This window comes from Rhizobium brockwellii, from assembly GCF_000769405.2.
Taxonomy (GTDB): Bacteria; Pseudomonadota; Alphaproteobacteria; order Rhizobiales; family Rhizobiaceae; genus Rhizobium; species Rhizobium brockwellii.
Genome location: NZ_CP053439.1, coordinates 2,468,896 through 2,495,115, shown reverse-complemented (window position 1 = coordinate 2,495,115; position 26,220 = coordinate 2,468,896). Strand labels below are relative to the sequence as shown.

Here is a 26,220-nt window from a genome sequence, read left to right as displayed (position 1 = left end):
TTAGGAGGCCCGCCAATGACGCTGCCCATGAACCGGATTTCGCTGTCCCGCCGCGGCTTTCTGACCTCTGCCTGCTGTCTTGCCGCTGCCCCCGCCTTCACGCCGGTCACTTTCGCGGCGATGCCGGGTGACAAGCGTTTCGTCACCATCGTGCTGCGCGGCGCGATGGACGGGCTGGATCTGGTGCAGCCCTATGGCGATGCCGGCTTTGCGGCGCTTAGGCCGACACTGGCGCTGACGCCCGATACCGGACTTCTCGATCTAGATGGCCATTTCGGCCTCAATCCGGCTGCCGCAGAGCTGATGCCGCTGTGGAAGAGCCGCGAGCTTGCCTTCGTGCACGCGGTGTCGACGCCCTACCGCGACCAGCGCAGCCATTTCGACGGGCAGGACATGCTGGAATCCGGCGGCGAGCATGTCGCCGAGGAAAAGACCGGCTGGCTGAACCGGGCGCTCGCCGTCATTCCGCGCTCGGATGCGCGCAAGGCGATCGACATCAACACTTCGACGGAGCTGATCCTCTCCGGACCCAACAATGTCGATGTCTGGGCGTCGGATTCCAATCTGGCGCCGGCGCGTGACGAGATGCAGTTCCTGGCGCGGCTCTATGCCGGCGATCCGCGGTTCGCCGAGGCGCTTGCCGAGGCGACGCGGGCCAATAGCGCCTCGATGATCATCGAGCCGGAGGGCCAGCGCGGCGCAAAGATCGCCGATGTGGCGGCGCTCGCGGCCAACATGCTGAAGGGCGATTACCGCATCGCCAGCTTCTCGATATCAGGCTGGGACACGCATATCGGCCAGGCCGGCCAGTTCAAGCGGCCGGTGCAGGACCTTTCGCAGGCGATCAATACGTTGAAGACCACGCTCGGGCCTGAGATCTGGGCAAAGACGGTGGTGCTTGCCATGACCGAGTTCGGCCGCACTGTGCGTCAGAACGGCTCAGCCGGCACCGACCACGGCACCGGCGGCTGCGCGCTGCTATCAGGCGGCACCATCAACGGCGGCCGCATCCTCGGCCGTTGGCCGGGCATCGGCGACGGCCAACTGCTCGACGACCGCGACCTCATGCCGACCGCCGACTTGCGCGAGCTCGCCGCGGCGATGCTCTACCGGCAGTTCGATGTAAGCGCCGATGATTTGACCGGGAAGATCTTTCCGGGGCTGGGGTTCGACAAAGGGTCGCAGTTTCTGCGTGGGTGAGGCACGGTCCCGCAAAGCGGGAGCGATCGATCCAGTGAATCGATCGCAGGGCCGAACGCCCTGAGCCCAAGCGAAGGGCCGGGCGGCATCGGCGACAAGCCCTACCGGCCGGTCATCTTCAGCGCTGCCTCGGGAAGCCGCTCGCCTTGGACCTCGATGCCGGAGAGGGCCGCATCGATTTCGGCGAGGTCCTCAGCGAGCAGGTCGACGTCTACCGCTCCGAGATTCTCTTCCAGCCGATGCTGCTTCGTTGTTCCCGGGATCGGGACGATCCATGGCTTTTGGGACAGTAGCCAGCAGAGGGCGATCTGCGCGGGTGTTGTGCCCTTGCGGTCGCCGATCCGCCTGATCAGGTCGACGAGTGCAAAGTTGGCCTTGCGCGCCTCGGGTGAAAAGCGCGGCACGCTGTTGCGGAAATCGCTTGGATCGAACTTGGTGTTCTCGTCGATTTTACCGGTCAGGAAGCCCGCGCCGAGTGGGCTGAAGGGCACGAAGCCGATGCCGAGTTCCTCAAGGGTGGGCAGCAGTTCCGCCTCGGGGCCGCGCCAGAAGAGCGAATATTCGCTCTGGACGGCTGACACCTTCTGGATGGCATGGGCGCGGCGAATTGTCTGAACGCCGGCTTCGGAAAGACCGAAATGTTTGACCTTGCCGGCTGCGATCAGGTCCTTGACGGCGCCGGCCACATCTTCGATCGGCACGTCGGGATCGACGCGATGCTGGTAGAACAGGTCGATACGATCAGTCTTCAGGCGGCGCAGACAAGCATCGGCAACCGCCCTGACATGTTCGGGGCGGCTGTTCGTGCCGCCGCGGCGTTCACCGGTTTGCTGATCGATATCGAAGCCGAATTTGGTGGCGATGACCACCTGGTCGCGGATCGGTGCGAGCGCCTTGCCGACAAGCTCTTCATTGACGAAAGGGCCATAGGCTTCGGCCGTGTCGAACAAGGTCACGCCCTGCTGATGGGCGGTGCGCATCAATCTGATCATGTCACCTTCATCGGCGGGCGGGCCGTAAGCGGCGCTCATGCTCATGCAGCCGAGACCAAGCGCCGAGACTTCGAGATCGCCGATAGTGCGTGTTTTCATGGTCGTATCCATTCCTGGTTTTGTTTGGGCTCGGGGCAGTCCGTTCCGCGGCGCGGGAGCAGCCGGTCTCGCAGTCGAGTTGACGTGAACTTAGTCCTCGTGTCAGCTTTCGATTAGATGCTGTAATGCGCATGAACCTATAAGACGGACTAATGAATGCCCCAGGACAACAATTTCAACGAACTCGCGGCCTTTCTCACCGTCGCCAGGGAGCGGAGCTTTACCCGGGCGGCCGCCAAGCTCGGCGTGTCGCAATCGGCGTTGAGCCAGACGGTGCGCGGTCTCGAAGAGAAGCTCGGGCTTCGCCTTTTGACCCGCACGACCAGAAGCGTGTCGCCGACCCAGGCAGGAGAACGACTGCTGGAACGGGTCGGACCGAGATTTGAAGAAATCCAGTTCGAGATCGCCGCCCTGAGCGAAATGCGCGAGCGGCCCGCGGGCACCATTCGCATCACGGCAGGCGAGCATCCGGCGATTTCCGTTCTCGCCCCGGCATTGGCGCGGTTTCTTCCTGATCATCCCGATATCAATGTCGAGGTGATCGTCGACTATGGCCTGACCGACATCGTCGCCGAGCGTTACGACGCCGGCATCCGGCTCGGCGAGCATTTGGCAAAGGACATGATCGCGATCCGGATCGGCCCCGAGATTTGCATGGCGGTCGTCGGAGCGCCCGCCTATTTCGAGCGCCATCCGCGCCCTGATGTCCCTCAGGATCTGACGGCGCACAACTGCATCAACATGCGGCTGCCGACGCACGGAACGATATATCCCTGGGAGTTCGAGAAGGATGGACGTGAACTGCGCGTTCGTGTCGAGGGCCAGACGGTGTTCAACAACATCGCCATGCGGATCGGCGCCGTGCTGGACGGGCTGGGGCTGGCCTACATGCCTGAGGACCAGGTTCAGTCGTACATTGAAGACGGGCGCCTGATCCGGGTTCTCAAGGACTGGTGCCAGCCTTTCCCAGGATACCATCTCTACTATCCGAACAGGCGGCATGCATCTCCGGCGTTCACCCTGTTCGTCGATGCGCTCCGCTATAGAGGAAAGTAGTGCCGATTTTATTCCATCACGGCTTATCAACAGCTTGTGATTAATTAGTCGGCCTAATAGACCCTAGCTGTCCGAGGCGTCTAATCCTTTCGGTCCGATGCCGTTACCTTCTCGCCATCTGAATCGAAGCGAGAAGCCGACATGCGATATGGATTGTCCAACACCCTGGCCGCATTGCTGCTTGCCTCAGCGCAGCTTGCCGCGCCATTGGCGACGGCTGCCGATGCGGTAAAGCCCGAGCCATTGGTCATCCAGGAGCAGGGCAGCTTTGCCGTCGGGGGAACCAGCACGACGGCGCCCGGAACCTTCGATCCGCTGAAACCTCTCGATCCCTCAGGGCAGACCTATCACGGCGATCATGCCTTTGCCTTCTATCAGGTGCCGGCAAACCCGCGTCAGTATCCGATCGTGATGTGGCACGGTGCCGGACAATTCTCCAAGACCTGGGAGACGACGCCCGGCGGCCGCGAAGGCTTCCAGAATATCTTCCTGCGTCGAGGTTTCTCCACCTATCTCGTCGACCAGCCGCGCCGGGGCGGCGCCGGGCGGAGCATGGCCGAGACGGTGGTGAAGCCGACAGCGGACGAGCAGCTCTGGTTCAACCAGTTTCGCGTCGGCATCTGGCCGAACTATTTCGACGGCGTGCAATTCTCCCGTGATCCGGAAGCGCTGAACCAGTACTTCCGCGCGATGACGCCGAACACCGGGCCGTTCGATATGGACGTTGTGTCGAATGCGGTGGCAAAGCTGTTCGAGAAAATCGGTCCCGGCATTCTTTTCACTCACTCGCAGGGCGGCGGACCGGGCTGGCTGACGGCCATCAAGAGCGACAAGGTTAAAGCCATCGTCGCCTTCGAACCCGGCAGCAGCTTCGTGTTCCCGGCAGGCGATGTGCCCGCCGATATGCCGAGCGCCTTCGACACGCTGAAGGGCGTGCGGGTACCGATGGATGACTTTATCAAACTGACGAAGATCCCGATCGTCATCTATTACGGCGACAACATCCCAGACCAGCCGACGACGATGCCGGCGCAGGACAGCTGGCGGGTACGCCTGGCAATGGCCCGCCTGTGGCGCGATACGGTGAACAAGCATGGCGGTGATGTCACCGTCGTGCACCTTCCCGAGATCGGCATCCGCGGCAACACCCACTTCGCGTTCTCCGACCTGAACAACGTAGAGATCGCCGACCTGGTCTCGGCTTTCCTTAGCGAGAAGAAGCTCGACTGATCTCGGAAATTATGAGGTGAAGACCATGAAACAACTGTTGGGAAACTTGATGCTGTCCGCCAGCATGATGCTGGCTGTTCTGCCGGGCGTCGTCAGCGCTCAGGCACCGGCCGAAGGCGACGACAAGTCCCGGCGTTCGCGCGCCCAGCAACTGATGGGTGCGACCGCGCCGAAGCTGGCTGAACTGACCGACGACGTCCTTTATGGCGACATATGGGAGCGCCCGCAGTTGTCGAAGCGGGATCGCAGCCTGGTGACCGTTGCCGCGCTGATCGCAATGAACCGGCCCGACCAGCTCAGATCCCATCTAGCCATGGCCCGCCAGAACGGTGTGTCCGAGGACGAGCTGATCGAGACGATCACCCACCTTGCCTTCTACGCCGGCTGGACGAATGCGGTCTCGGCCGTTGCCGTCGCTAAGGACGTCTTCGGACGTGAATGAGGCGATTGGCCTGCCGCTTTTGCCGAAGCCGGTCGCCCGAATGTTCCGCACAAAACCAGGAAAAGACATCCATGCGTCATCTCATCAAGCGCATTTCCATTCTCTTTGCCATGGCCGGCGCCGTAGTTCTGGTCGGCTGGAACGTCGATGCCGAACCGAACCGGACGACGCTGCCCGAATTGGCGGGCCTTGTCCATTACACGACCGTCAGGCGCGGCAACGTGACCGAACACATCATGACGACGAACGAAGCGATCGAGGCTGTGAAGAATGGGCAGCCCGTTCCAGACGGTACGCACTTCGTGCTGGTCGATTACCGTGATGGGGAAATCTATCGCACCTTCGTCATGGAAAAGGGTTCCGGCTGGGGCAGCGATTATGACGAAGACCGTCGCACTGGCGACTGGCAGTTCCAATGGTTCAAGCCTGAAGGCGGCGTCAACATGGCCGAGAATACGGCGCGATGCCAATCCTGTCATTCGTCCAGGGCCGACGAAGACTTCCTCTACACGCTCGACGCTCTCAAGGAGTTTGACGGAGCCGTCATTGACTAGGCCGGATCGAATCTCCGGCGAGGGCGTCGCATCGTGAGTCCTTTTTTCGTGATCCGCCTCGTGCTTGACTTCACCGCCGCTGGGCTGCTCTTGGCCGCGCTCGCCTACTGGTGGCTCGACAACACCTCGCATGAGCTGATCGGCACCAGCATGTTCATCCTTCTCCTATCGCACAACGTCTTCAACAGGCGGTGGTGGGCGAGGCTTCCGAAGGTGGAGCGCGGCAAGCGGAGCTTTCTGACAATTGCTTCGAATATCTCGATCGCCTTGGCGATATCAGCTTTGCTGGTGACCAGTCTGCTGATATCGCGCAGCGTGTTTGCTTTCCTTCCCGTCAGCGGCCGGCCGACGGCGCGCGAAATTCACATCCTTGCGGCCTATTGGGTGTTCATCCTCGCAGCCGCCCATCTCGGCCTCCACTGGTCGATGATCATGGCGGTCATAGGCAGATTGCTGCGGGTCGGTGCCCCAAACCCGATCAGGACCGCTTCCCTTCGCGTAGCCGCGAGCGCAATAGCGGCGTGGGGCATCCACAGCCTGTTCGTCATGGGAATCGGAGACAGGCTCATTGCCCGGCCATCGATCGATTTCTGGGACTTCCAGGAGTCCACGATCGGGTTCTTCCTGCATCACATCGCGATCCTGGGGACGTGTGCGTGCGCTGCGCATTATGCGGCAGGATGGCTTCGTTGGGGGCGTGCGGCGCTCCGCCTTTTGTGACAGCACTGTACGGAGGGCGGGGAGGCGCGGCACACCGACCAGCCCTCATTGTGAGGAGGCCTGAAGGGCCGTCTCGAACCACGGGGCCATCCATGGCTTTTGGGCGACGGCTACTGCACATATCCCAACTCGGCCATACACGCCTTGAAAACGTTATCCGACGCAACCGCCCCTGCGATCCACAAACGGCCAGCCGAAACCTGCGTCTGAGAAGCTCGGCCATTGCAAATTGCCTTGGCGCGCTCAAGCTGCGATTGCTCGGTTGGTGAGGCGCGGTGCCATTCTCCGTTGGTCGCAGGCGTGCAGGCCACAAGAGATGCACAACAACAGACAACCGTCGATACCCGCATTAGGCCATCCCCCCACTTTACGACGAGATTACCGAGTGCCGCCAAAATGTCGATAGCTTGGTACCCCGTATGCAGGCATTGCGAGTATCTGAGGACTTGATCAGACGCCACTACGACCCCACGTCTTTTCGGTTGCCGATATCTTGGAGGCCGACATGGTCGTACGGGTAAGCTTTAGAGTTGCCAATCACCACCATCTTTCAACGCCTTGGCACCTCAATTTCATCAACGCCAAGACGCCGGAAGAGGCTATGTCTGCCGCTAAATCTTATCTTTCTCGACAGGATCCAAACGGAATTTACAATTACGATCTTCAGATGGTTGCTGCCTAATAGCCGGCGAGCGATGTTTGCGACGGTTTTGTGAGGGATGGAGTTTGCGGCTGCCCGGCCCTTCGCTTGGGCTCAGGGCGTTCGAAGCTGCAATCGATTCACTGGATCGATTGCTCCCGCTTTGCGGGATCGCTTCTCACCCCAACACATCATAAAGCCTGAAAATGAAGCTGATCTGGTAGATCAGGTTGGCGATGATGAAGGCGGTGTGGAAGCGGCGGTTGGGGGTCCAGGCGGCGATGGCGCAGAGGAGGATGTAGATGATGTTGCGGGCTGGGTACTCCCAGCCGAGCGAGAGGATGCGCTCATGGCCCTTGATTGCCGTGTCGAGAATATCGACGGCGTAGGTGAGGCCGAGGATGCCGAAGAACCATTTGCGCCGCGAGATGAAATATTCCTCGTAGCCGCCATATTCGTCGAGCGAGGCAGGAAAGAGCAGGGCGCAGAGCAGGAAGAACAGACTGCAGAAGCAGATGAGGAAGAGATAGATGCCGAAGCCGATCGCCGGCACCGCCTGCAGGCGATATTCCCACCACCAGATATGGATGATGAACAGGAACATCGACAGCGCCCAGCCGAGATGGATGGGATAGACCTTGGCCTTGGCGGGATGCTGGACGATGCCGGCAAGGCCGGTGAGCACTCTGGCGAGTGAAAGGCTGATGACCATGCCCATCACCACCTTGATGTGAAGGAAGACCTCCGGCGAGCCGACCGTTTCCATGCTTTCGATCCTTAGGCTGTCACTCCTCGGGGACTTGCTTCGGTTTGCCCTCTTCGTCGAGTGCCACCATGATGAAGGTGCCGGCGGTGACCTTTTCCTGCTGGTTGTAGCGCGAACGATGCGCCCAGGCTTCGACGATCAGCGTGATCGAGGTGCGGCCGACACGGTCGATATCAGTATAGACGGAAAGCGTGTCGCCGATCTTGACCGGCAGCTCGAAGGCCATCTCTTTGACGGCGGCGGTGACGACGCGGCCCTTGGCGCGCTCGGCCGCACGGATGCCTGAGGCAAGGTCCATCTGCGCCATGACCCAGCCACCGAAGATATCGCCGGCCGGATTGGCGTCGCCCGGCATGGCAAGCGTCCTCAGCGTCAGTTCGCCTCTCGGCTTGGCGGCATCGGTCATCAAGTCTTCTCCATCTGGTGCGGGCCACGGGCCGGCGATCTGGGAAGCACCCTAGTGCAAAGGCTGTGGGGTGTAAAAGACGGCAAGGCCAAGCGCTACGGACGGCCGACGGGAAAAATGTTGCTGCCGTTTCCGATTGAAATTTCATTCGATTTCAAATGGTTGAATTTTGCAGCTTTCACCTGACCTTACGTTATTTAATATTTTTCTAATTAAGCTTTACGCTCCAGTAATTCCGGCAATTCAGAATGCGATCGATCTCAAATACAAGAATCGCCGGGAACCTCATGCGCAACGTCAAGATTTCCACCCGCCTTTACTGCCTCGTCGCATTCGCGCTTGCCGTGCTCGCTGCGACGATGGTCTTCTTTCTGAACTATTCCTATTCTGAGCTGGAAGCGGAGCGGAAGGCGGGGCTGGCGCAAATGGATGCAACGGCGCTCGGCATCTTCGACAAATATTACAAGATGGAACAGGCGGGCACGATGACCCGCGAACAGGCGCAGGCGGCCGCCAAGGACGTGATCGGCGCGATGCGCTACGGCGCCGACGGTTATTTCTGGATCAACGACATGCACCCCACCATGGTGATGCACCCGATCAAGCCGCAGCTGAACGGCACCGATATCTCCCAGATGAAGGATCCGACCGGCAAGTTCCTGTTCGTCGAGTTCGTCAACAAGGTGAAGAAGGACGGCAAGGGCTTCGTCGATTATCTTTGGCCGAAGCCGGGCGCCGACCAGCCAGTGCTGAAATATTCCTATGTCGCAGGTTTCGAGCCCTGGGGCTGGATCGTCGGCACCGGTGTCTATGCGGATGACCTTGCCGCGCTCTATCGCCAGAACGCGATGTGGGCCGCGCTGCTCTGCCTGCTTGGCGCCGCCGCAACGATTGCCATCGCCTATGCCATCGTGCGTAGCGTGACTGCACCGATCGCCCGGCTGAAGGCGGCGATGAACGCGATTGCGGCCGAAGAGGCATCAGTGGAGATATCAGGCAGCGAGCGTCGCGACGAGATCGGCCAGATGGCCAAGGCGCTGCTGGTGCTGCGCGATTCCGTCGACGAGCGCAGCGCGCTGCGCGGGCGGGAAGACGAAAGACAGCAGCAGATCGAGGAAGAGCGCCGCGGCAACGAGGCAAGCCTGCGTTCGGCTTCCGAACGGCAAACCCAAGCGATGCGGGCGCTCGGCGTCGGCCTGGAAAAGCTGGCGAGCGGTGACCTGACGGTGGCGATCGGCGATATCGGCGAGGACTACGCCAAGCTGAGGGGCGATTTCAACGCCGCCGTCGACGCACTGAACGGCGTCATTCATGCGATCGCCGAATCGAGCCGCGTCGTCAACGAAAGCGCTTCCGACATCAGCGAGGCGACCGGCAATCTGTCGAAGCGTACGGAGCAGCAGGCAGCCGCGCTCGAAGAAACGGCGGCAGCGCTCGACGAGATCACCGCGACGGTCAAGACGGCATCCGAACGGGCGAACGAGGCGCGCGAGATGGTGGCCGAGACCAAGGCGAGTGCCGGAAAATCCGGCGAGATCGTCCGCAATGCGGTCACCGCGATGGGTCGGATCGAGGATTCGTCCAACCGCATCGGTCAGATCATCTCGGTCATCGACGAAATCGCCTTCCAGACGAACCTTCTGGCGCTGAATGCCGGCGTCGAGGCTGCGCGCGCGGGTGAGGCGGGCCGCGGCTTTGCCGTCGTTGCGCAAGAGGTGCGCGAACTCGCCCAGCGTTCCGCCAATGCGGCCAAGGAGATCAAGGAACTGATCAGCCGGTCGGCGACGGAAGTCGAAGGCGGGGTGGCGCTGGTGCGCTCGACGGGCGAGGCGTTGCTGGAGATCGAGGCGCTGGTCAATCAGGTCAACGATCACGTCGCCTCGATCGCGACGGCGGCACGCGAGCAGTCGACCGGGCTGAACGAGATCAACGGCTCCGTCAACCATATGGACCAGATGACGCAGCAAAATGCCGCGATGGTCGAGGAAACGACGGCGGCAAGCCGCACGCTCGCCTACGAGAGCACCCAGTTGAAGACGCTGCTTTCGAATTTCCGCCTGCGCGGGGAGCCGCCGCCAGTGGCCCGATACACACGGGCAGCGTGAGAAAACGTAGAGATGAAAGGCCGGGAAACCGGCCTTTTTCATTTCCGTCGCGTTCAGATTGTGCCGGTAAGTTTTCATTCACCGTTTTTAATTAAAATTGGATTGAGTTTTTTCGGTCACTGCCCAGCCAGCCTGCGGAAGCGATAAGAGTATGGCGTTTGTTTCCTTTCCTCGGCGAACCCTTTTGCCCGTTATCCTCTCGGCGGCGCTGACGACCTGTTCGATCAGCGACGGACTGGTGCCGCCCGCCAATGTCGACAACGGCACCAGGGTCAGCTCGATCTCGCCCGCGCGGGCGCCAGCGGCGCGCATGGCGCCCTCGGTCCGAATGGCACCTGTGGAAAGTCAGGCCTCCTATCCGGTTTCCAGCGCGCCCGTCGGCAAGAGCCAGGGCTCCGTCGATTACCTCGATACGCCGAACCTTGCCGGTACTGGCCACGCTGCACGAGCCGCTCCGCCGCAAACCGCACCGGGGCGCAAGCTGCCGATGATCGACAGCGACGAGGCGCTGGCGCAGCAGAACCAGAACTGGAGCGGCACGCAGGATCTTGCGATCCCATCCGGCGGCGTCAACATGGATGACGATCTCGGGGCCGAGCCGGTTGTCGGGCTGGCGCAGGAACAAAAGCAGCAGATCGCCGAGGGCAATGCGACCGAGCCGGTTGTCGACGGCATCGGCACCGACAATCCGACGCAGCTCAACCAGCCCATGCGGCAGCCCGCGCAGCAACCAATGCCTCAGCCGGCTGCGCAGGCGCAGATGAGCCGGGCGCCCGCCTGGAACGACGGCAGCCCGGTGGTGGCGCCATCACGTGTTCCCGAAGAGGACGAGAGCGAAGAGGTCGCGATGCTGCGGCCGAACAATCCGATGATGAGCGAGCCGGCGGCACCCGTCGATCCCAGCGTCATGCCATCTTCCGAGCTTGCCTGCCGGCGCGAGCTGAAGCGGATGGGCGTGCTCTTCGACGACAAGCCGCCGATTTCGAATGGCCCGGCCTGCCAGGTGCCTTATCCGGTGTCGCTGAAGGGGCTTTCTGGCAATATCGGCGTCCGGCCGGCCGTAACGCTGAACTGCCAGGTGACGCTCGCCTTCGCCAAATGGGTGAAGAACGAATTGGCACCGTCCGCCCGCTACCGCTACTGGTCCGGGATCAAGACGATCCAGCCGCTTGGCGGCTATTCCTGCCGGCGCATGAATAACAGCCGGCAGAAATACAATCCGATGTCGGAGCACGCCCGCGGCAACGCCATCGACGTCGGCAAGTTCGTGCTGAAGAACGGCCATGAGATCGACGTGCGCAAGAAGGGCCTGTTCTCGCTTCGCGAGGGGCGGCTGCTGAAGGCGGTGCGCAGCGACAGCTGCCGCTATTTCAACACCGTACTCGGGCCGGGCAGCAACCCGGAGCATTGGAACCACTTCCACTTCGATCTTCGCTCCCGCAAGAGCGGCAAGGCCTATTGCGACTGATGCATGTCCTCCTAAACCATGCGGCGGATGCTGATGTTGCGGCCGCAATTGCGCCGGGCTGGCAGAAAACGGTTCATCCCCGCCGCAGGGCGCGCTATAGATCGGCCAGGCGGATTGCCGTTTCGAGAGTTTGATCCATGAGCTATGATTTCCACGTCGGCCAGAAGGTCGTCTGCATCAACGATACCTTCAAGCATGTCAGCATCGACCAGCTCATCCGCAAAGGCGAGATCTATACGATCCGCTGGGTGGGCGAATATACCCATTATATCGACGGCACGTTCATCGGGGTGAAGCTCGCGGAGATCAACCGCGGCAATGATGACGGGCCGGAAGGTTATGGCGCGGCCGACATGCCCTATCGCGCGACGCGTTTCCGGCCGCTGGTGAAGGATAAGATCTCGTCACTGCGCAAGCTGTTGGCGCCGACGCCCGATGCACCTGTCGAGCCGAAAGAAAAAATCAGGAAGAAAGAGAAGGTCTGAGCGCCGCCCGGCACCGATCAGGCCGTCTTCCTGCTCAGAAACAGCGCGGTCTCTTTGCTGACCTCAAGCACGCCGTTGCGTTGGCTGAAGGCATCGGCAACGGCTTGACGGAATTTGGTGAGCTGGAGCTCGCTGGCGCCGTCGCCAGGCGGGTAGGAGGTGAGCGCCAGGAAGACATCCTCGGGCTCAGTGATCCGCAGGCTGGCCGGATGCTGCGACATGCTCACGTTTCCAAACTGCGACCGCATCGATCGTTCGGCAGCGTCATATCCAAAGGCTTCGGCAGCCGGATCGGATGGGGGCACTGCCGAATACGGTCGTCAGCGCGTAGATCTCGCGCATATTGCCGGCGCCGTTGGTTGTGACCCCGAGCAAGCCACCCGGCTTCAGCACTCTTGACATGTCCGCGATGCCCGCCGCCGGGTCGGACAGGTGATAGAGCATATGCATCGCGATCACGGCATCGAAGGCGTCATCTTCGAAGGGGAGCGCGGCTGAGTCGGCCCGGCAGCCCCGGACGGAGCCGAACGGCAGGGCGCTGCAACGCGCCACTGCCTCGTCGACATGCCGGGCGAAAGGTCGGCGAGCGTCAAGTCGAGGTCCGCCGGCAGCAGACCTGCCGTTGCCGCCCGGAACCAGGCTGGCCCGCAGCCGACATCGAGGACACGATCGCCTGGCTTCAGGGACAATTGCGCGGCAACCCATGAAACCAGGCCGTCTCGGCGATGGTGTATTGGCTATGCAGTCGAGCCCGCGCAGTGAGCTTCCGGCTGTCGCCATATTGCCCGGCATTGTCTGCTGTTATGGAGGACATGGCATCTCTCTGGGTTTCTTCACAGGATGCGCCCCGGCTCGAGTTCGCCGGCAGAGCCTATAGATGGCCCCATTCTCGGACAAGACGTGACCTTGCGCAGCGGGCGGGCTTGTTCGCATAGCTGCCGCTGAGGGTCGCCCGGATATGGCGCGTTTCCGCCTATAGAAATAAATCGCATCCGATTAAATCGGAATGGTGTTGATATCGGTTTTGGCTGAGCGTATTAGAGCGCATCCGATTTAATCGGATGTGAATAAAATCTAAACCGAAAGGATATCACCATGACCGAGAAACTTCTCTTTACCGGCAAAACCCACATCTCCGGCGGCCGCGACGGCTCTGCACGCAGCAGCGACGGCACGATCGACATCAAGCTGCCGCAGCCGCATCCGGCCGCCGAAAACCTGTTCGGCATCGCCTGGTCGGCCTGCTATATCGGCGCCATCGAACTTGCCGCTGCTCAGAGAAAGATCACGCTGCCTGATGGTCCCGAGGTTGACACGGAGATTACTCTCAACGCCGACAACGGCTCCTTCTTCCTGAGGGCGCGCCTCAATGTCAGCCTGTCCGGCATCGATCGCGACATCGCGCAGGAGCTGATCGAGGCGGCCCATGGCATCTGCCCTTATTCCAAGGCGACACACGGCAATATCGATGTCGAGACCACACTTGCCTGAGCGGGGAAGGGCGGACCTTACCGCCAGAGGATTTGATGCGGAGGGCCTGCCGATCGGCCGGCAGACCCCTTCCTGAGGTAGCAGGCACCGGAACCTTGCCAATCTGGAGAACATGCCATGATCAATAGCCACGCCCAGCCACACCAGGCCTATGACGAGTTTTCGCTCGTGCTCGACCCAGCCGTCTATGAGCCGCTGCCCGAGGACTGGCTGATCGGCATCACCGACGTCGTCAGCTCGACGCTGGCGATCAAGTCGGGACGCTATGAAGATGTCAACTTCGCAGGCGCATCGATCATCGCCGCTCTCGGTAATGCCTGGGGTTCGTTCGATTTCCCCTTCGTGTTTCGTGGAGACGGGGCGGCATTCGCCTTGCCGCCGCACGGCATCATGGCCGCGACCTCGGCGTTGCGGCAGGTCGCGAGCTTTGCAAGAAGCGATCTCGATCTCACCCTTCGTATCGGGCTGCTCACCGTGCGCGAAATCCGCAATAGTGGGCGCGACGTAAGGGTTGCGCGCTATGCGGCTTCGGAAAACGCGACCTATGCGATGTTTGCAGGCGGAGGGCTCAAATGGGCGGAGCAGCAGATCAAGAGCGGCCGGTATCTGGTCAAGCCGGGCCGCTACGCGACGAAGCCGGATCTGACCGGATTGAGCTGCGACTGGACGCCGTTCCCGAGCCAGCGGGGCGAGATCCTGTCGCTGCTGGTCGAGCCGGATGACCATACGAGCCCGGAGGTCTTTGCGGCGCTGGCGAAGCGCGTGCTTGCCGTCTTCGATGCGCCGTCGCACCGGTCTCATCCCGTTCCCGTGGATATGGCTATCCCCAGGGATATTGCCATGCTCAAAGGCAGCGGGAAGCGTGTCGATGCGAAACGCTGGTCGGAGGTCGCCGCCAGCTCGGATTTCCGCAAGTTCGACGACGGTTTGCGCCTGACGCTGGACTGCACGCCCGAACAGATCGACAGGGTCGAAGCGATCCTCGCTCCGGCAAGGGCGCGCGGCGAGATCAATTTCGGACTGCACCGCCAGTCCCATGCGCTGATGACCTGCCTCGTACCATCAGGCAGCCCGGATTCGCACCTGCATTTCCTTGACGGAATGGGCGGCGGTTATGCCAAGGCCGCCGAGATGATGGAGGCTGGCGCGCTTGGCGACGTCCAGCATCATGTTCTCTGAGGACCCGTTCAGCCGGCGAGACCGCCTTGACCGCCAAGGGACCTAAGAGGGCGTGCCTGTTTCCCGCATGGCGAGGTTTGCGAGAATTTCAGTGAGCTGAGGCGGCGCCAATTCGGCTTCTTTTTCTATCGCGATGGCGGTGAACCATCTGAGCTCGGTGTGTTCGTCACCGATCAGTCGCGGACAACCGTGCCATTTAATGACGTGATAGACATGGAATGTCGCGGATGCTTCGGGCGGGTCTTCCGAGGTGAACCGTCCTGCAAACTGCCAGAGCTCCGGCGTCACGCCTATTTCTTCGATCAGTTCCCGGCACATTGCCGTCTCGGCGTCTTCGCCCTCTTCGACATGGCCGCCCGCGAGGCTCCAGCGATCCGGGTGCACCCTGCGCTTGGAACTGCGCCTGGCCAGAAGAACGGTTCCGTTCTGGCTCAGGACGCCAACCGCGATGTCGGGCATGCATCCTCCTCTGCCTCCTCGATCTCGCGCCGATGCTGCCCGCAGCCACGGCTTTTTGCAATGACCAGTCGTCCATCGAGACAGTCGAGGCATAGCCTGACCGGGTAGGTTGACCCCCGACGTTGCCCGGGAGCATAGTCCCCGGACAGACGCGAATGACCTGCTGATGCGAACGAGGTCGGTCAGTCGATCTTCGTCCGTTTCCGAACAGATCAAACGGAGAGGAGAGCGTCATGCCACCCACATCCCTATCAACGCCCACGCGGCGCGAACTGCTTACGGCCACGGCCGCCGCCGGAGCCATGAGCATGCTTGCCGGGACGCGTAGCGCTCAGGCAAACGGCGACGGGGTTAGCCCCTTCAGCGTCAATTTCCCCGAGGATCAGCTTGACGATCTGCGCCGGCGCGTCGCGGCCACCCGTTGGCCTGACAAGGAGACCGTCGCGGATGATACACAGGGCGTGCAGCTCGCAACGATCCAGAAACTCGCGAAGCATTGGGCGACGGATTACGACTGGCGCAAGATGGAGGCGCGGCTCAATGCGCTGCCGCAGTTCATCACCGAGATCGACGGGCTGGATATCCACTTCATTCACGTGCGCTCCCAGCATAAAAATGCACTGCCGCTGATCGTCACACATGGATGGCCTGGATCCATCATCGAGCAGTTGAAGATCATCGAACCGCTCACCGATCCGACAGCGCATGGAGGGAGCGAAGCGGACGCATTTGACGTGGTGATCCCGTCTTTGCCGGGCTACGGCTTTTCCGGGAAACCGACGGGGTCGGGCAACTGGAACCCGCCGCGCATCGCGCACGCCTGGGTGACGCTGATGCAACGTCTCGGCTACACGAAGTTCGTGGCGCAGGGTGGCGACTGGGGCAACGCGGTGACCGAATTGATGGCGGTGCAGGAGCCGCCGGGATTGCTCGGCATCCACACGAACATGGCGGCCACGGTTCCTGCTGACATCGCCAAGGCTCTTGCCGCCGGCGGCATGCCGCCAGCCGACCTGTCGCCGGACGAAAGGCGCGCCTTCGATCAGCTCGACGATTTCTACAAGAACGGACTGGGCTATGCCATCGAGATGAACAACCGGCCGCAGACGCTCTACGGGATCGTCGACTCGCCGGTCGGGCTTGCGTCGTGGATGCTCGATCACGACATCCGCAGTTACCGGATGATCGCGCGCGTTTTCGACGGAGAGCCCGAGGGGCTGACGAAGGACGATATCCTCGACAACGTCACGCTCTACTGGCTGACGAACACAGCAATCTCCTCGGCACGCCTCTATTGGGACAATGCGCACCATCCGTCGGGCGGGTTCTTCGACCCCAGGGGAATCAAGATCCCTGTGGCGGTCAGTGCTTTTCCTGATGAGATCTACCAGGCGCCGCAGAGCTGGGCGGAGAAGGCCTATCCGAAGCTCATCCACTACGCCAGGCTGCCGAAGGGCGGTCACTTCGCCGCCTGGGAACAGCCGATGGCTTTCACTGCCGAGCTCAGGACGGCGTTCCGGCCGTTGCGGCAGTAGACCCAGGCGGGATTAGGCGACTGAGGCCGCGATCACGATTTCCCCGGTTCGCCCTGCGTTGACCGCAGCAGGTTGTCGCGCAGCGTCGTCACCGATTTCTGCACGACGGGAAAGTCGTCGCCGAGGCCGATGGCGCCAAGCAGCGCGTTGCCGGGATCGGTTTCAACCAGTTGGCGTCCTGCCGGCGTCAGGCTGACCCGCACCTGCCGTTCGTCGGCGGGATCGCGGTGACGGGTGATAAAACCATTCGACTCCAGCTTCTTGAGGATGGGCGTCAGCGTGTTGGATTCGAGGAACATCTTTTCCCCCAACACGCCGACGGTCTGGTCGTCCTCTTCGGAGAGGGCCACCATGGCGATATATTGGGTATAGGTCAGGCCAAGCTCGTCCAGGATCGGCTTATAGGCGCGGCCGAAGGCGAGATTTGCCGAATAGACCGCGAAGCACAGGAAATTGGAAAGTTTCCTGCCGTCCTTGCCCGCTGGCGGGGAGGCGGGCGCGGGCATATCCGGCCCATTAGCTGCTTTAGATGTCGGCATCGGTCCATCCTGTCCAAGCTTTCTGATGATGAGATCTATATAAATCGCGTCCGATTAAATCGCAATAGTGTTGAAGTCGGTTTTCGATCCTGCCGTTTGTGGTGACTCGACAAAGATCAGCGGAAACTCCTGGGAGGCTTCCCATACTTCTTGCGAAAAGCGGTCGCGAAATGGGCGGAGTCGGAGAATCCGATTTCAAAGGCGATCGCCGTCATGGGCAGTGTGCTGTTTTCGACCAGAAACCGGCCATAGCGCAATCTCGTCTCGACGATAAAACGCTTCGGGGTCATGCCGATATTGTCCTGGAACAGACGCGCAAACTGGCGTGGTGACAGGCCGACCAGAGAGGCCACCTGCTCCGGTGAGACGTCGCGACCTTTCCGACTCTCGATGAGAACGACGGCTCGCTGTATGCGCGAATCTTCTGTGCGGCGAAATGTTGTGGCGCGGCCGTGATCGAAGGCGCTCATGTGCTTCTGCTCCGAGAGCGAAAGCTGGTGCACGGCCTTGGCCGCCCGATCCGGTCCGCAATGCGTGCGGATGAGTTCAGTCATCAGCGACAGGATCGATACGCCGCCAGGCACGGTAATGCGGCCGTTTTCGATCAGGAAGTCATCGCGGGTGGAGAAGGCAAGACGCGGGAAGGCAATCCGGAAATCCTCCGCGTGAAAGGGATGAACGCACGCCTTGCGTCCGGCGAGCAGTCCCTCCTGCGCCAATATGAAGGCGCCCGTACAAACGCCAATTATCGGGACACCTGCCGATGCCGCCACCCTGAGATAGTCGCGATGCTTGCTAGGTGCGGCGCGCAGATGTGGCAGGAGGCCACCGATAACCACGACGTAGTCGAAGTCGGTCGGGTTAATGTAGGGCGCATCGGCGTGAACCCGGATGCCGCAGCTGGCGACCGCTGCATGGCCCGGGGCCCCCATGATTGACCAGCGACAATGTAATGGACGGGAATTGTCGGCAAAGTCCGCCGCATGCCTGAGAGGCTCGACGATACCCGTCAGCGACATCATCGGGAAGGTCGGCCAGAGGAGAATGCCGACGCAGAGATCGGCCTTTCGGTCGCGTGCGACCAGAAGTCGCTCGGCCCAAAGATCGTCGAGCCAGCGCACATAGTCCGGCTCGTTGGCAGATATTTCGGAAGGTTCCTCGGATGTGATCATGGCGCGCGGCAATGATAGAACAACCATGTCCTTTTTTCAAAGAAAATGTCCGATTTATAAAATTCAGCGGCAGTCTTCAGTGTCAAGTTTGCTCTCGTCGAACGCGACATCCGGGGACAGAAACCACCGGACCGGGGAACCAACAAATCAAGGATCAGAACAATGGCACTTTCTCTTTCGAGAAGGATGGTGACGTGCGCTCTGCTGGCAGGCAGCTTCATGTCCCTTTCATCTATCGCCAATGCTTTCGAACTTGCCGAGCAGGGCAAGCTTACGGTTGCCTTCACCGGCGACATGCCCGGCTCCGGCTGGCAGGACGGGAAGCTGGTAGGTTATGACGGTGAAATCATGCAGCGCATTGCCGACAAGCTCGGCCTCAAGATTCAGCCTGCGCTCATGGAATGGTCGGGTACGATCGCCTCCGTTCAGTCAGGCCGCGTCGACGTCATGCTCGGCACCATGGGCTGGACCGAAAAACGTACGAAGATCATGACCCTGTCCGAGCCGATCCACTACTTCAAGAATGGCATCATGCAATCGACGAAGACGAACTGGGACAAGCTTTCCGACCTGGAAGGCAAGCAGATCGGCACGATCACCGGCTTTTCGTTCATTTCGGAATTGAAGAGCATCAAAGATCTCCAGCTCTCGCTCTACGACACGTCCGATGCGGCCGTGCGCGATCTTATCGCCGGGCGCATCGACGCTGTCATCGGCGATCCGCCGGTGATCTCCTACGCCATCAAGCAGAACCCTGATTGGAATATGCACTTCCTTGCCTTCACCGATAACAGTCCGGATTTCCCGCTGCTGACCGGTCTCGGGCAGGTCGTCTATGGCCTCAATCAGAAGAACGACGATCTGCGCCAGAAGATGGACGCCATCATCGCCGACATGTGGAAGACTTGCGAGATGAAGGAAATCGGCGCCCGCTACGGATTGTCGTCGGATGTCTGGTTCAAGCCTGTGGGTCAAAATTTCCGCGCCGGCGTCGATCGTCCCGCGGATTACAAGCTGCCGTCCTGCGCAGCTGGCGGCTGAACGACCGTGCGGACGGAAGCTGCAATTCGCGGCTTTCGTCCACTCTCTTCGCCTACTGCATAATCCCTTAAATCGGAATCGATTTCAGGAGAAAATTATGCAGCAATTCAAAGTGCTACAGCGTCCTTGGCGCGTCTGAAAAGACGCGCGGCGCTGTAGATATGATCGCATAAGGAAACGGCGATGAATGCGCTTCTCAGCGTTACAGGCCTGCGCAAGAGCTATGGTCCTATCGAAGTTCTCAAAGGCATCGATTTCGATGTCGCGCCAGGTGAGAAGATTGCCCTGATCGGCCCATCCGGCTCCGGGAAATCCACCTGTCTGCGCTGCATGAATTTTCTGGAAAAGCCCAGTGCCGGTGAGATCCGCCTCGACGGCGAGCGGATCGGCGTGCGCAACGGCCATGTCATGAGCGACCGGCAACTTGCACCGCAACGCGCCGAGATGGGCATGGTCTTCCAGCTCTTCAATCTCTGGCCGCATCTGTCGGTGACGGAAAACGTGGCGATCGCGGCGCGCAAGGTGCGCGGCCTGCCTGCTGCCGAGGCACGCGAACTGGCTTTGGAAATGTTGGCCAAAGTCCACATGACACACCGCGCCGACGCCTCACCGCTCGAACTGTCCGGCGGCCAGCAGCAGCGTGTCGCGATTGCGCGAGCGCTTGCCCAGAAGCCCAAGCTCATGCTGTTCGATGAGCCGACATCCGCACTCGATCCCGAACTGGTCCAGGAGGTTCTGAAAGTGATGGAGGAGCTGGCAGCCGAAGGGCGCACGATGCTGATCGTCACTCACGAGATCGCGTTTGCGCGCGACATTGCCGATCGCGTCCTGTTTCTTGACGGCGGCACCATCGTCGAAGCCGGGCCGGCACGCCAGGTCATAACCGTTCCCCGCGAAGCGCGCACGCAAGCGTTTCTCAACAAGATCCGGCACTAGGCGCGTCATGACCGGATTTTCCATATTCTTCTCGGTCGTCGAGGGGCTCGTCGCCGGGCTCGGCGTAACCGTTTTCGTCACGATCGCCTCACTGGCGCTCGCAGCCGTCTTCGGGTTCCTTCTCGCCCTGCTCAGGCAATTTGCCGGGATCAAGTTCATCGATCTGACGATCGATGCCTGCTGCGAGATTCTCTGCAATTTGCCGGCCTTGACGCATCTGTTCATCCTCTATTTCGGGCTTGCCAGCCTCGGCGTGAAATTGACGTCAATCACGGCGGCCGTCCTGGGCCTCGGGCTCATCGGAGCGGCGATCACCTGTGCAATCTTTCGCGCCGGTTTCGCCGCGCTGCCTGGCGGGCAGGCGGAGGCGGCGCTTGCTGCAGGGCTGACCCCGCTCCAGACGATCTTTGAGATCCTGACGCCACAGGCCATGCGGATAGCGCTTCCAGGGCTCGGGAACTACGCGGTGCAGCTTCTCAAGGATACATCCGTCGTCTCGGCCATTGCGGCGCCGGAAATCATGTTCTTTGCCCGTTCAATGGTGACGTCGTCCTTCCAGACAACAATGATCTATGCGACGGCGGCGGCACTCTACCTGTTGCTGAGCTTGCCCTTGATGCAGGTCACGCGGTTCCTCGAAAGACGTTACGGGAGATTGAAAGGATGAGCGCTTTCCTAGCGCCCTATGGCGATTATGGTGCCGAATGGCTGCCTCTCCTGCTGCGGGCGATGGTGAATACGGCCCTGCTTTCCGTTTGTGCCTTTGCGCTGGCATTCGTTTTCGGTCTGCTGCTGTCGCTCTGCCAGAAATCCAGTTTCGCGGCGCTAAGGTATTTTGCGGCCCTTTATGTGACGATCGTGCGTGGCGTGCCGCTGCTGGCGGTTTTGTTTCTGCTTTATTTCGGCTTGCCGGGTATCGGGATCGTCTTTGATGCTTTCGGCGCGGCGATTGCGGGCCTGGCGTTGTGTTTCGCGGCCCAGGTCGCAGAGCTTTTCCGCGCCGGCCTGAAGGCTATACCGGCCGGGCAGAGCGAAGCCGCGTTGGCGGCGGGCTTTACCCCCGCCCAGAGCTTCGTCCTGATCATCCTGCCGCAGGTCGCCCGTGTCATTCTGGCGCCGATGATCATCACCTTCGTCTCGCTGCTCAAGGATTCTTCGCTCGCTTCGCTGATTACCGTCAACGAACTGGTCCTCACCGGGCGGTCCATGGCGACCGAGTATTTCCTGCCCTTGCAAATCTACATTGCCGTCGGCCTCTGCTATTTAGCGATAGCCTGGCCTTTCTCGGTCCTCTCGCGCCGGCTAGCCCTTTCGGCCGCCCGCTAACTCGTCATCACAAGGCCAAGACCATGACCATTGAAACGACCGTTGTCACGGGCAACGCACGTCGGCATGCAACGCAATCGCATGAACCTCGCTGGCCGGTGATCCTCATGACACCCGACGTCAGCGAGGCGCCTGATGCGCCGACCGAGACGGAGTATGTCGTGCGCGCCAACTATGCGGATGCCATAGCCGAGGCAGGGGGAATTCCTTTGATCTTGCCTTACAACACCCGGAACCTGGCATCGGCGTTGGCGCTCGCCGATGGGATCGTCCTCACCGGTGCGCGGCCGGGGACGGAGGTGACAGGCGCGCGCAGGCAGTTCGAAATTCAGCTGGTCGAGCAGGCCTTGAAAACGGGCAAGCCGCTTCTCGGCATCTGCCACGGCATGCAGCTGATAGGTGAATGCCTTGGCGGCAAATTTCAATCCGAACTGCCGGCCGCCGCCGAATCCCACATCCCGCAAGATATCCCCGACGTTTTGGCGCACGAGATCATAGTCGAGCCGGGCAGCGTGCTGACCGATTGGGTGGGGAAGGGGCCGGCACGCGTCAATAGCCTGCACCGGCATGCTTTGGCCGGCCACGGGCGCTTCCGTATTGCTGCAAGGGCGCCGGACGGCACCATCGAAGCATTCGAAGGGGAAACGGACGGCTTTTGCCTAGGCATCCAGTGGCACCCAGAATACCGGCTGACCGAACTCGACAGGAATATCATAGGGGCCTTCGTCGGCCGCAGCGCAGAAGCGGCGGCCCGCAAGGCAAGCGATGCTTCATCGGCTGGAAGCAATCGCGTACGCGAACGACTGGCACAGCTCGAGCTTGCTCTGCCGGAAGCATCCTCGCCGCCAGGTGCATTTTCCGGGGCTGTGCGGACCGGCAATATCATCACCGTTTCCGGTCAGGTGCCGCTGAAGGATGGTGCGGTGCTGCGGACAGGACACCTCGGAGCGGACGTCTCCATCGAAGAGGGGCGAGAATGCGCGCGCTGGGCGCTTCTCAATGCGATTGCGCAGCTGGAGGGGGCTGCGGGCGGCTTTGACAACATTCTGGGCTTCGTCCGGCTGGCGGGCTATGTCGCGGCGGATGCTGCTTTCGAGCGCCACGGCGCCGTCGTCGATGGCGCTTCGGAATTGCTCCGAGAGCTTTTCCCGGATCGATGGGCGCATGCCCGCATCGCGATCGGCGTAACATCCCTGCCGCGCGGGGTGCCCGTTGAGGTCGAGTTGGCGGCCGTCGTCGTCAGCGACGAGGCTTGAGATGGCGCGCGTTGCGGTGATCGGCGCCGGCGTCATCGGCGTATCGTCGGCCTATCTTCTGGCCCGGGCGGGGCATGATGTGACACTTATCGATGCGGCAAGCGAGCCGGGCATGGGGGCGAGTGCCGGCAACGCCGCGCAGCTGTCCTGGGCCTATGGTGACGCAATGGCATCACCAGCCCTGCTGAAACATCTGCCAGCCATTGCGATGGGCTGGGATCCGGCCTTCCGCATCCAGTGGCAACTCGACCGGGACTTTGTCTGCTGGGGCCTGAAATTTATTGCCAATACCCCGTTCAGATGTTGGTGGAACAATACGCAGGACATCCTGCGCCTTGCCGAACAATCCCGTCACGAGCTCGCAATCCTGCTTAGGGAAACCGATGTCGAATTCGATTACCGTGTCGCCGGAAAACTGCATCTCTACGCCGATCGGCAAAGTTTTGCTGCCGCCGATTCCAGTGTCGCGCGCAAGAATGCCCTTGGCTTCGAACAGCGCCTGCTGACGCGGGTGGAGGCGGAAAGCATTGAACCTGCGCTGGCCGCATATCAGGGAGAGATTGCCGGGGCCGTTTATACACCCACTGATGCCCTCGGCGATGCGGCCGGATTTTGCCGCCAGCTCACCGCCCGGATGATCGAGCGCCGGCAGGTGTCGGTGCTTTTTGGCAGGAGGGTCTCGAGCTTCGTCCAAACCGGAAGCGTGCTGACAGGATTGAGGTTCGAGGACCGCGACGAGCTTCGCGTCGACGCAGCCATCGTCGCCGCAGGACCGCAGATTCGTTCCCTCATATCCGATTTGCCCGAGGCCCGGGACATACGCTCCATCAGAGGCTACTCGCTCACCGTTCGAAGAACTGGCCTTGCACCAAGCATCAGCCTGACCGACGTCAAGCGAAAGCTTGCCTTTGCGGCAATCGGCGACCGTTTTCGTGTCGCAGGACTAGCAGACATCGAGCGTCCCGGGGCCGGTTTTGATGCCAGACGTTTCGACACGCTCAAGCTGGCTGCCTCCGCGGTGCTGCCCGACCTTTTCGAGCGTTCGGACGAACTGATGAGATGGTCGGGCGAGAGGCCGATGACGCCGACCTCCAAACCCATTATCGCCGCCTCCCGACACATCAAAGGTCTCTACATCAATGCCGGTCACGGCATGCTGGGTTGGACGCTTGCATTGGGCTCTGCCCGCCGCGTGGTCGATCTCCTCTTTCAATAAGTCGGTGGCTGGCGCCCGGTGCCCACAGTTGCTGACGCTCTTCCACCTGCCGCAGCGTTCCGGCAGAGGCTGCCGAGACTTCGCTCAATTCATACCTCTTCACCTCCATCTGATCGTTCCGGATCATAAAATCCGGAACGAAGGGAGTCAGAGCTCATCACCAAATGGAATCCGGAATGCGAGGTTGGTCCTAGCCGAATTTCTCGGTCGTATCGGCCTTGCCGAACACCCAGTAGCCGGAAGCCTTGATCCAGCCGAGCGGGCAACCTCGTTCCAGCAGGTAGGCGCGGATATCGCGTGTCACCGAGGCTTCCGCCGCGACCCAGATGAAGGTCTCCGGCTGGACATCGACCGTACTCAACAGTTTCAGCAGTGCTGCGGCATCGGTTGCCTGCGAAAGCGGCCGGTGCACCCAGTGGAGGTGCAGCTCGGCTGATGTCTCGAAGGTCTGCTCTTCCAACGGGCCGGTGACGGCAGCGATTGTGGTGACGACGGTTCCGGCGCCGCTTTCCTCGATCCGGCGGCCGATCGCCGGCAGTGCTGTTTCGTCGCCGATCAGCAGCCATCGTTTTACGGTCTTCGAGACTACGGCGGAGCCTCTTGGTCCGCCGATCTCGAGCCTGTCGCCCGGGTTGGCGTCGATCGCCCATTTCGTCACCGGACCTGCCTCATGCAAGGCAAAGTCGATGGTCAATCTCCGCTCGGCATTGTCATAGCGGCGCGGCGTGTAGTCACGGCGCTCTTCTCCACCATCGGCAGTGGGAATGAAGATCTTGATGTGGTCGTCAGCACCGAGACTGATGAAATCGGCGAGATGGTCACCTGCCAATACGACCCGGCGCATGCTCGGAGTGATATCGACGACGCTTTCGACTGTCAGTAAGCGCCGCCGCGTGTCGTGGCGAATCCGCTCGATGCCAGGGGTCGATGAAGCTTGATCTTTGAATTGATTGTTATCCATGTGTCCTTCCGGGGCTTCTGAAGCTCGATCCGCAGGACACAGTCGCGCAGATCGAAGCCGCAAAGCCGTTCGATCATACGCGTTGAGTGACGTTAACGCTTACGTGGCCGGGTGACCCGACCATTGACGACATGATGTAGCCGACGGCGGCGGCATGTGCAACAGCAAGGGAGCCAGCAATGGCGATGATTGCCAAAGTTTAACTTTCCGGTGCCGTTCCGGTTGGGCAATGATCGGCCGATCAGCGGTTATGGAGAAGACAATGGACAGCAGAATCCAGGACGTGCTCGACATCTATCACGCGATGATCGAGACGGAGCATAACAGCCCGCGCGGGCTGCCTCCCGGCGGCCGCGATGGAGGACAGGATCAGCGGTTGCGCGCGGTCGGGCCCGCGACCGGGCAGTTCATCAATATCCTCGCCAAGAGCCTCAAGAGCCCGACCATTCTCGAACTCGGCACCTCCTTCGGTTATTCCGGGATATGGCTGGCGGAAGCCGCGCGCGCTTCCGGCGGGCGGCTGATCACCATGGAAATGCACGACTACAAGTCTGCCTACGCACGCGACATGGCCATCAAGGCAGGGCTCGCAGAGCATGTGGAATTCAAGGTTGGGGATGCGGTCCAGATGATCGGCGAGCTTTCCCAGGGCATCGACTTCGTGCTGGTGGATCTCTGGAAGGATCTCTACGTTCCCTGCCTCGAAGCTTTCTATCCCAAGCTCAATCCAGGCGCGATCATCGTCGCCGACAACATGCTGCGCCCGGGAGGCGATGATCTCAAACGCTACGGCGAGGCTGTCCGTGCCAAGCCCGGGATATCAAGCGTGCTGCTGCCGGTCGGCAGCGGGCTTGAGGTCAGTCGGTTCGATTGAGGCTGAGGTGAGATTAGCGGCCATTTTGTTTTTAGTTGCAGCAAAAAAGATGACACGTTTGAAGCTAATTTC

The 26,220-nt window shown here is 61.0% G+C and carries 27 protein-coding genes and 1 pseudogene; 20 read left to right on the top strand and 8 right to left on the bottom strand.

What is annotated here, in order from left to right; genetic code table 11:
* Nucleotides 1-15 precede the first annotated feature (15 nt).
* On the top strand, nt 16-1,200 hold the full coding sequence (locus RLCC275e_RS12505) for a DUF1501 domain-containing protein (RefSeq protein WP_033182163.1): 1,185 nt from the start codon (nt 16-18) through the stop codon (nt 1,198-1,200).
* A gap of 101 nt (nt 1,201-1,301) precedes the next feature.
* Here the strand turns inward: RLCC275e_RS12505 and RLCC275e_RS12500 are convergent, their stop codons facing one another.
* Entirely contained in the window at nt 1,302-2,291 is a 990-nt protein-coding gene (locus RLCC275e_RS12500) for an aldo/keto reductase (protein WP_033182435.1), read from the bottom strand.
* Between the two features lie 156 nt (nt 2,292-2,447).
* On the opposite strand from RLCC275e_RS12500, the gene RLCC275e_RS12495 reads away from it, so the two are divergent.
* From RLCC275e_RS12495 to RLCC275e_RS12470, 6 genes are all read left to right on the top strand, one after another.
* Nucleotides 2,448-3,347 (top strand): LysR family transcriptional regulator, encoded by a 900-nt coding sequence (locus RLCC275e_RS12495; RefSeq protein WP_033182164.1) that lies wholly within the window; start codon nt 2,448-2,450, stop codon nt 3,345-3,347.
* 141 nt (nt 3,348-3,488) lie between these two features.
* On the top strand, nt 3,489-4,577 hold the full coding sequence (locus RLCC275e_RS12490; protein WP_033182165.1) for an alpha/beta hydrolase: 1,089 nt from the start codon (nt 3,489-3,491) through the stop codon (nt 4,575-4,577).
* Nucleotides 4,578-4,602: 25 nt separating this feature from the next.
* Complete coding sequence (locus RLCC275e_RS12485; RefSeq protein WP_033182436.1) at nt 4,603-5,019, top strand: carboxymuconolactone decarboxylase family protein; 417 nt, start codon at nt 4,603-4,605, stop codon at nt 5,017-5,019.
* A gap of 71 nt (nt 5,020-5,090) precedes the next feature.
* On the top strand, nt 5,091-5,573 hold the full coding sequence (locus tag RLCC275e_RS12480) for a cytochrome P460 family protein (protein ID WP_033182166.1): 483 nt from the start codon (nt 5,091-5,093) through the stop codon (nt 5,571-5,573).
* 33 nt (nt 5,574-5,606) lie between these two features.
* On the top strand, nt 5,607-6,293 hold the full coding sequence (locus RLCC275e_RS12475) for a DUF4405 domain-containing protein (RefSeq protein ID WP_033182167.1): 687 nt from the start codon (nt 5,607-5,609) through the stop codon (nt 6,291-6,293).
* Between the two features lie 505 nt (nt 6,294-6,798).
* The gene (locus tag RLCC275e_RS12470; RefSeq protein ID WP_158686932.1) at nt 6,799-6,975 is read left to right on the top strand and encodes a hypothetical protein; all 177 of its coding nucleotides are present in this window, start codon (nt 6,799-6,801) and stop codon (nt 6,973-6,975) included.
* Between the two features lie 136 nt (nt 6,976-7,111).
* Here the strand turns inward: RLCC275e_RS12470 and RLCC275e_RS12465 are convergent, their stop codons facing one another.
* On the bottom strand, nt 7,112-7,699 hold the full coding sequence (locus tag RLCC275e_RS12465; protein ID WP_012757924.1) for a hypothetical protein: 588 nt from the start codon (nt 7,697-7,699) through the stop codon (nt 7,112-7,114).
* A gap of 19 nt (nt 7,700-7,718) precedes the next feature.
* A complete protein-coding gene (locus tag RLCC275e_RS12460) occupies nt 7,719-8,105 on the bottom strand; it encodes an acyl-CoA thioesterase (protein ID WP_012757923.1) in 387 nt (128 codons plus the stop codon).
* 287 nt (nt 8,106-8,392) lie between these two features.
* Between RLCC275e_RS12460 and RLCC275e_RS12455 the strand changes: the two genes are divergently transcribed.
* The 3 genes from RLCC275e_RS12455 to RLCC275e_RS12445 all read left to right on the top strand — a co-directional run bounded on the left by RLCC275e_RS12455 (nt 8,393) and on the right by RLCC275e_RS12445 (nt 12,163).
* The gene (locus RLCC275e_RS12455; protein ID WP_033182437.1) at nt 8,393-10,210 is read left to right on the top strand and encodes a methyl-accepting chemotaxis protein; all 1,818 of its coding nucleotides are present in this window, start codon (nt 8,393-8,395) and stop codon (nt 10,208-10,210) included.
* A 151-nt stretch (nt 10,211-10,361) separates the two neighbouring features.
* Nucleotides 10,362-11,678, top strand: coding sequence for an extensin-like domain-containing protein (locus RLCC275e_RS12450; RefSeq protein WP_033182168.1), 1,317 nt, complete (start codon nt 10,362-10,364; stop codon nt 11,676-11,678).
* 137 nt (nt 11,679-11,815) lie between these two features.
* Nucleotides 11,816-12,163 (top strand): CAP-Gly domain-containing protein, encoded by a 348-nt coding sequence (locus tag RLCC275e_RS12445; protein WP_012757920.1) that lies wholly within the window; start codon nt 11,816-11,818, stop codon nt 12,161-12,163.
* Nucleotides 12,164-12,180: 17 nt separating this feature from the next.
* Here the strand turns inward: RLCC275e_RS12445 and RLCC275e_RS12440 are convergent.
* Nucleotides 12,181-12,977, bottom strand: a pseudogene (locus RLCC275e_RS12440) (class I SAM-dependent methyltransferase).
* Between the two features lie 281 nt (nt 12,978-13,258).
* On the opposite strand from RLCC275e_RS12440, the gene RLCC275e_RS12435 reads away from it, so the two are divergent.
* Nucleotides 13,259-13,654, top strand: a complete 396-nt coding sequence (locus RLCC275e_RS12435) for an Ohr family peroxiredoxin (RefSeq protein ID WP_033182169.1) — start codon at nt 13,259-13,261, stop codon at nt 13,652-13,654.
* A 117-nt stretch (nt 13,655-13,771) separates the two neighbouring features.
* Nucleotides 13,772-14,833, top strand: coding sequence for a DUF3095 family protein (locus tag RLCC275e_RS12430; protein WP_033182170.1), 1,062 nt, complete (start codon nt 13,772-13,774; stop codon nt 14,831-14,833).
* A 42-nt stretch (nt 14,834-14,875) separates the two neighbouring features.
* Here the strand turns inward: RLCC275e_RS12430 and RLCC275e_RS12425 are convergent, their stop codons facing one another.
* Nucleotides 14,876-15,292, bottom strand: coding sequence for an NUDIX hydrolase (locus RLCC275e_RS12425; RefSeq protein WP_033182171.1), 417 nt, complete (start codon nt 15,290-15,292; stop codon nt 14,876-14,878).
* Nucleotides 15,293-15,525: 233 nt separating this feature from the next.
* Here RLCC275e_RS12425 and RLCC275e_RS12420 point away from each other — a divergent pair, with 233 nt between their 5' ends.
* A complete protein-coding gene (locus RLCC275e_RS12420) occupies nt 15,526-16,827 on the top strand; it encodes an epoxide hydrolase family protein (RefSeq protein WP_033182172.1) in 1,302 nt (433 codons plus the stop codon).
* A gap of 32 nt (nt 16,828-16,859) precedes the next feature.
* On the opposite strand, the gene RLCC275e_RS12415 is transcribed toward RLCC275e_RS12420, so the two are convergent.
* Entirely contained in the window at nt 16,860-17,333 is a 474-nt protein-coding gene (locus tag RLCC275e_RS12415) for a MarR family winged helix-turn-helix transcriptional regulator (RefSeq protein WP_018242473.1), read from the bottom strand.
* A 149-nt stretch (nt 17,334-17,482) separates the two neighbouring features.
* Nucleotides 17,483-18,538, bottom strand: a complete 1,056-nt coding sequence (locus RLCC275e_RS12410) for a GlxA family transcriptional regulator (protein ID WP_033182438.1) — start codon at nt 18,536-18,538, stop codon at nt 17,483-17,485.
* Nucleotides 18,539-18,700: 162 nt separating this feature from the next.
* Between RLCC275e_RS12410 and RLCC275e_RS12405 the strand changes: the two genes are divergently transcribed.
* The 6 genes from RLCC275e_RS12405 (at nt 18,701) to RLCC275e_RS12380 (ending at nt 24,313) form a co-directional block, all read left to right on the top strand.
* On the top strand, nt 18,701-19,579 hold the full coding sequence (locus RLCC275e_RS12405) for an ABC transporter substrate-binding protein (RefSeq protein ID WP_033182174.1): 879 nt from the start codon (nt 18,701-18,703) through the stop codon (nt 19,577-19,579).
* 183 nt (nt 19,580-19,762) lie between these two features.
* On the top strand, nt 19,763-20,515 hold the full coding sequence (locus tag RLCC275e_RS12400; RefSeq protein ID WP_033182175.1) for an amino acid ABC transporter ATP-binding protein: 753 nt from the start codon (nt 19,763-19,765) through the stop codon (nt 20,513-20,515).
* Nucleotides 20,516-20,522: 7 nt separating this feature from the next.
* A complete protein-coding gene (locus RLCC275e_RS12395) occupies nt 20,523-21,182 on the top strand; it encodes an amino acid ABC transporter permease (RefSeq protein WP_033182176.1) in 660 nt (219 codons plus the stop codon).
* Nucleotides 21,179-21,841: an amino acid ABC transporter permease gene (locus RLCC275e_RS12390; protein WP_033182177.1), complete on the top strand. Its 663-nt coding sequence runs from the start codon at nt 21,179-21,181 to the stop codon at nt 21,839-21,841. The genes RLCC275e_RS12395 and RLCC275e_RS12390 overlap by 4 nt, the downstream gene beginning before the upstream one ends.
* A 23-nt stretch (nt 21,842-21,864) precedes the next feature.
* On the top strand, nt 21,865-23,097 hold the full coding sequence (locus RLCC275e_RS12385; RefSeq protein WP_033182178.1) for an Atu1372/SO_1960 family protein: 1,233 nt from the start codon (nt 21,865-21,867) through the stop codon (nt 23,095-23,097).
* A gap of 1 nt (nt 23,098) precedes the next feature.
* Nucleotides 23,099-24,313 carry an FAD-dependent oxidoreductase gene (locus RLCC275e_RS12380; protein ID WP_033182179.1) on the top strand — a complete coding sequence of 405 codons (1,215 nt, stop codon included), beginning with the start codon at nt 23,099-23,101 and terminating at the stop codon, nt 24,311-24,313.
* Between the two features lie 190 nt (nt 24,314-24,503).
* Here RLCC275e_RS12380 and RLCC275e_RS12375 read toward each other — a convergent pair whose 3' ends face one another.
* A complete protein-coding gene (locus RLCC275e_RS12375) occupies nt 24,504-25,274 on the bottom strand; it encodes a siderophore-interacting protein (RefSeq protein ID WP_033182180.1) in 771 nt (256 codons plus the stop codon).
* A gap of 262 nt (nt 25,275-25,536) precedes the next feature.
* Between RLCC275e_RS12375 and RLCC275e_RS12370 the strand changes: the two genes are divergently transcribed.
* Complete coding sequence (locus RLCC275e_RS12370) at nt 25,537-26,148, top strand: O-methyltransferase (RefSeq protein ID WP_033182181.1); 612 nt, start codon at nt 25,537-25,539, stop codon at nt 26,146-26,148.
* The last annotated feature ends 72 nt before the right edge of the window (nt 26,149-26,220 follow it).

Bases quoted from the DNA above. Each gene is read 5' to 3' on its own strand.
- RLCC275e_RS12395 (WP_033182176.1), top strand. From the start codon at position 20,523: ATGACCGGATTTTCCATATTCTTCTCGGTCGTCGAGGGGCTCGTCGCC.
- RLCC275e_RS12390 (WP_033182177.1), top strand. From the start codon at position 21,179: ATGAGCGCTTTCCTAGCGCCCTATGGCGATTATGGTGCCGAATGGCTG.
- RLCC275e_RS12445 (WP_012757920.1), top strand. From the start codon at position 11,816: ATGAGCTATGATTTCCACGTCGGCCAGAAGGTCGTCTGCATCAACGAT.
- RLCC275e_RS12465 (WP_012757924.1), bottom strand. From the start codon at position 7,699: ATGGAAACGGTCGGCTCGCCGGAGGTCTTCCTTCACATCAAGGTGGTG.
- RLCC275e_RS12415 (WP_018242473.1), bottom strand. From the start codon at position 17,333: ATGCCCGCGCCCGCCTCCCCGCCAGCGGGCAAGGACGGCAGGAAACTT.
- RLCC275e_RS12405 (WP_033182174.1), top strand. From the start codon at position 18,701: ATGGCACTTTCTCTTTCGAGAAGGATGGTGACGTGCGCTCTGCTGGCA.
- RLCC275e_RS12370 (WP_033182181.1), top strand. From the start codon at position 25,537: ATGGACAGCAGAATCCAGGACGTGCTCGACATCTATCACGCGATGATC.
- RLCC275e_RS12400 (WP_033182175.1), top strand. From the start codon at position 19,763: ATGAATGCGCTTCTCAGCGTTACAGGCCTGCGCAAGAGCTATGGTCCT.
- RLCC275e_RS12500 (WP_033182435.1), bottom strand. From the start codon at position 2,291: ATGAAAACACGCACTATCGGCGATCTCGAAGTCTCGGCGCTTGGTCTC.
- RLCC275e_RS12420 (WP_033182172.1), top strand. From the start codon at position 15,526: ATGCCACCCACATCCCTATCAACGCCCACGCGGCGCGAACTGCTTACG.
- RLCC275e_RS12505 (WP_033182163.1), top strand. From the start codon at position 16: ATGACGCTGCCCATGAACCGGATTTCGCTGTCCCGCCGCGGCTTTCTG.
- RLCC275e_RS12480 (WP_033182166.1), top strand. From the start codon at position 5,091: ATGCGTCATCTCATCAAGCGCATTTCCATTCTCTTTGCCATGGCCGGC.
- RLCC275e_RS12495 (WP_033182164.1), top strand. From the start codon at position 2,448: ATGCCCCAGGACAACAATTTCAACGAACTCGCGGCCTTTCTCACCGTC.
- RLCC275e_RS12460 (WP_012757923.1), bottom strand. From the start codon at position 8,105: ATGACCGATGCCGCCAAGCCGAGAGGCGAACTGACGCTGAGGACGCTT.
- RLCC275e_RS12470 (WP_158686932.1), top strand. From the start codon at position 6,799: ATGGTCGTACGGGTAAGCTTTAGAGTTGCCAATCACCACCATCTTTCA.
- RLCC275e_RS12485 (WP_033182436.1), top strand. From the start codon at position 4,603: ATGAAACAACTGTTGGGAAACTTGATGCTGTCCGCCAGCATGATGCTG.
- RLCC275e_RS12450 (WP_033182168.1), top strand. From the start codon at position 10,362: ATGGCGTTTGTTTCCTTTCCTCGGCGAACCCTTTTGCCCGTTATCCTC.
- RLCC275e_RS12425 (WP_033182171.1), bottom strand. From the start codon at position 15,292: ATGCCCGACATCGCGGTTGGCGTCCTGAGCCAGAACGGAACCGTTCTT.
- RLCC275e_RS12435 (WP_033182169.1), top strand. From the start codon at position 13,259: ATGACCGAGAAACTTCTCTTTACCGGCAAAACCCACATCTCCGGCGGC.
- RLCC275e_RS12455 (WP_033182437.1), top strand. From the start codon at position 8,393: ATGCGCAACGTCAAGATTTCCACCCGCCTTTACTGCCTCGTCGCATTC.
- RLCC275e_RS12380 (WP_033182179.1), top strand. From the start codon at position 23,099: ATGGCGCGCGTTGCGGTGATCGGCGCCGGCGTCATCGGCGTATCGTCG.
- RLCC275e_RS12385 (WP_033182178.1), top strand. From the start codon at position 21,865: ATGACCATTGAAACGACCGTTGTCACGGGCAACGCACGTCGGCATGCA.
- RLCC275e_RS12490 (WP_033182165.1), top strand. From the start codon at position 3,489: ATGCGATATGGATTGTCCAACACCCTGGCCGCATTGCTGCTTGCCTCA.
- RLCC275e_RS12430 (WP_033182170.1), top strand. From the start codon at position 13,772: ATGATCAATAGCCACGCCCAGCCACACCAGGCCTATGACGAGTTTTCG.
- RLCC275e_RS12410 (WP_033182438.1), bottom strand. From the start codon at position 18,538: ATGATCACATCCGAGGAACCTTCCGAAATATCTGCCAACGAGCCGGAC.
- RLCC275e_RS12375 (WP_033182180.1), bottom strand. From the start codon at position 25,274: ATGGATAACAATCAATTCAAAGATCAAGCTTCATCGACCCCTGGCATC.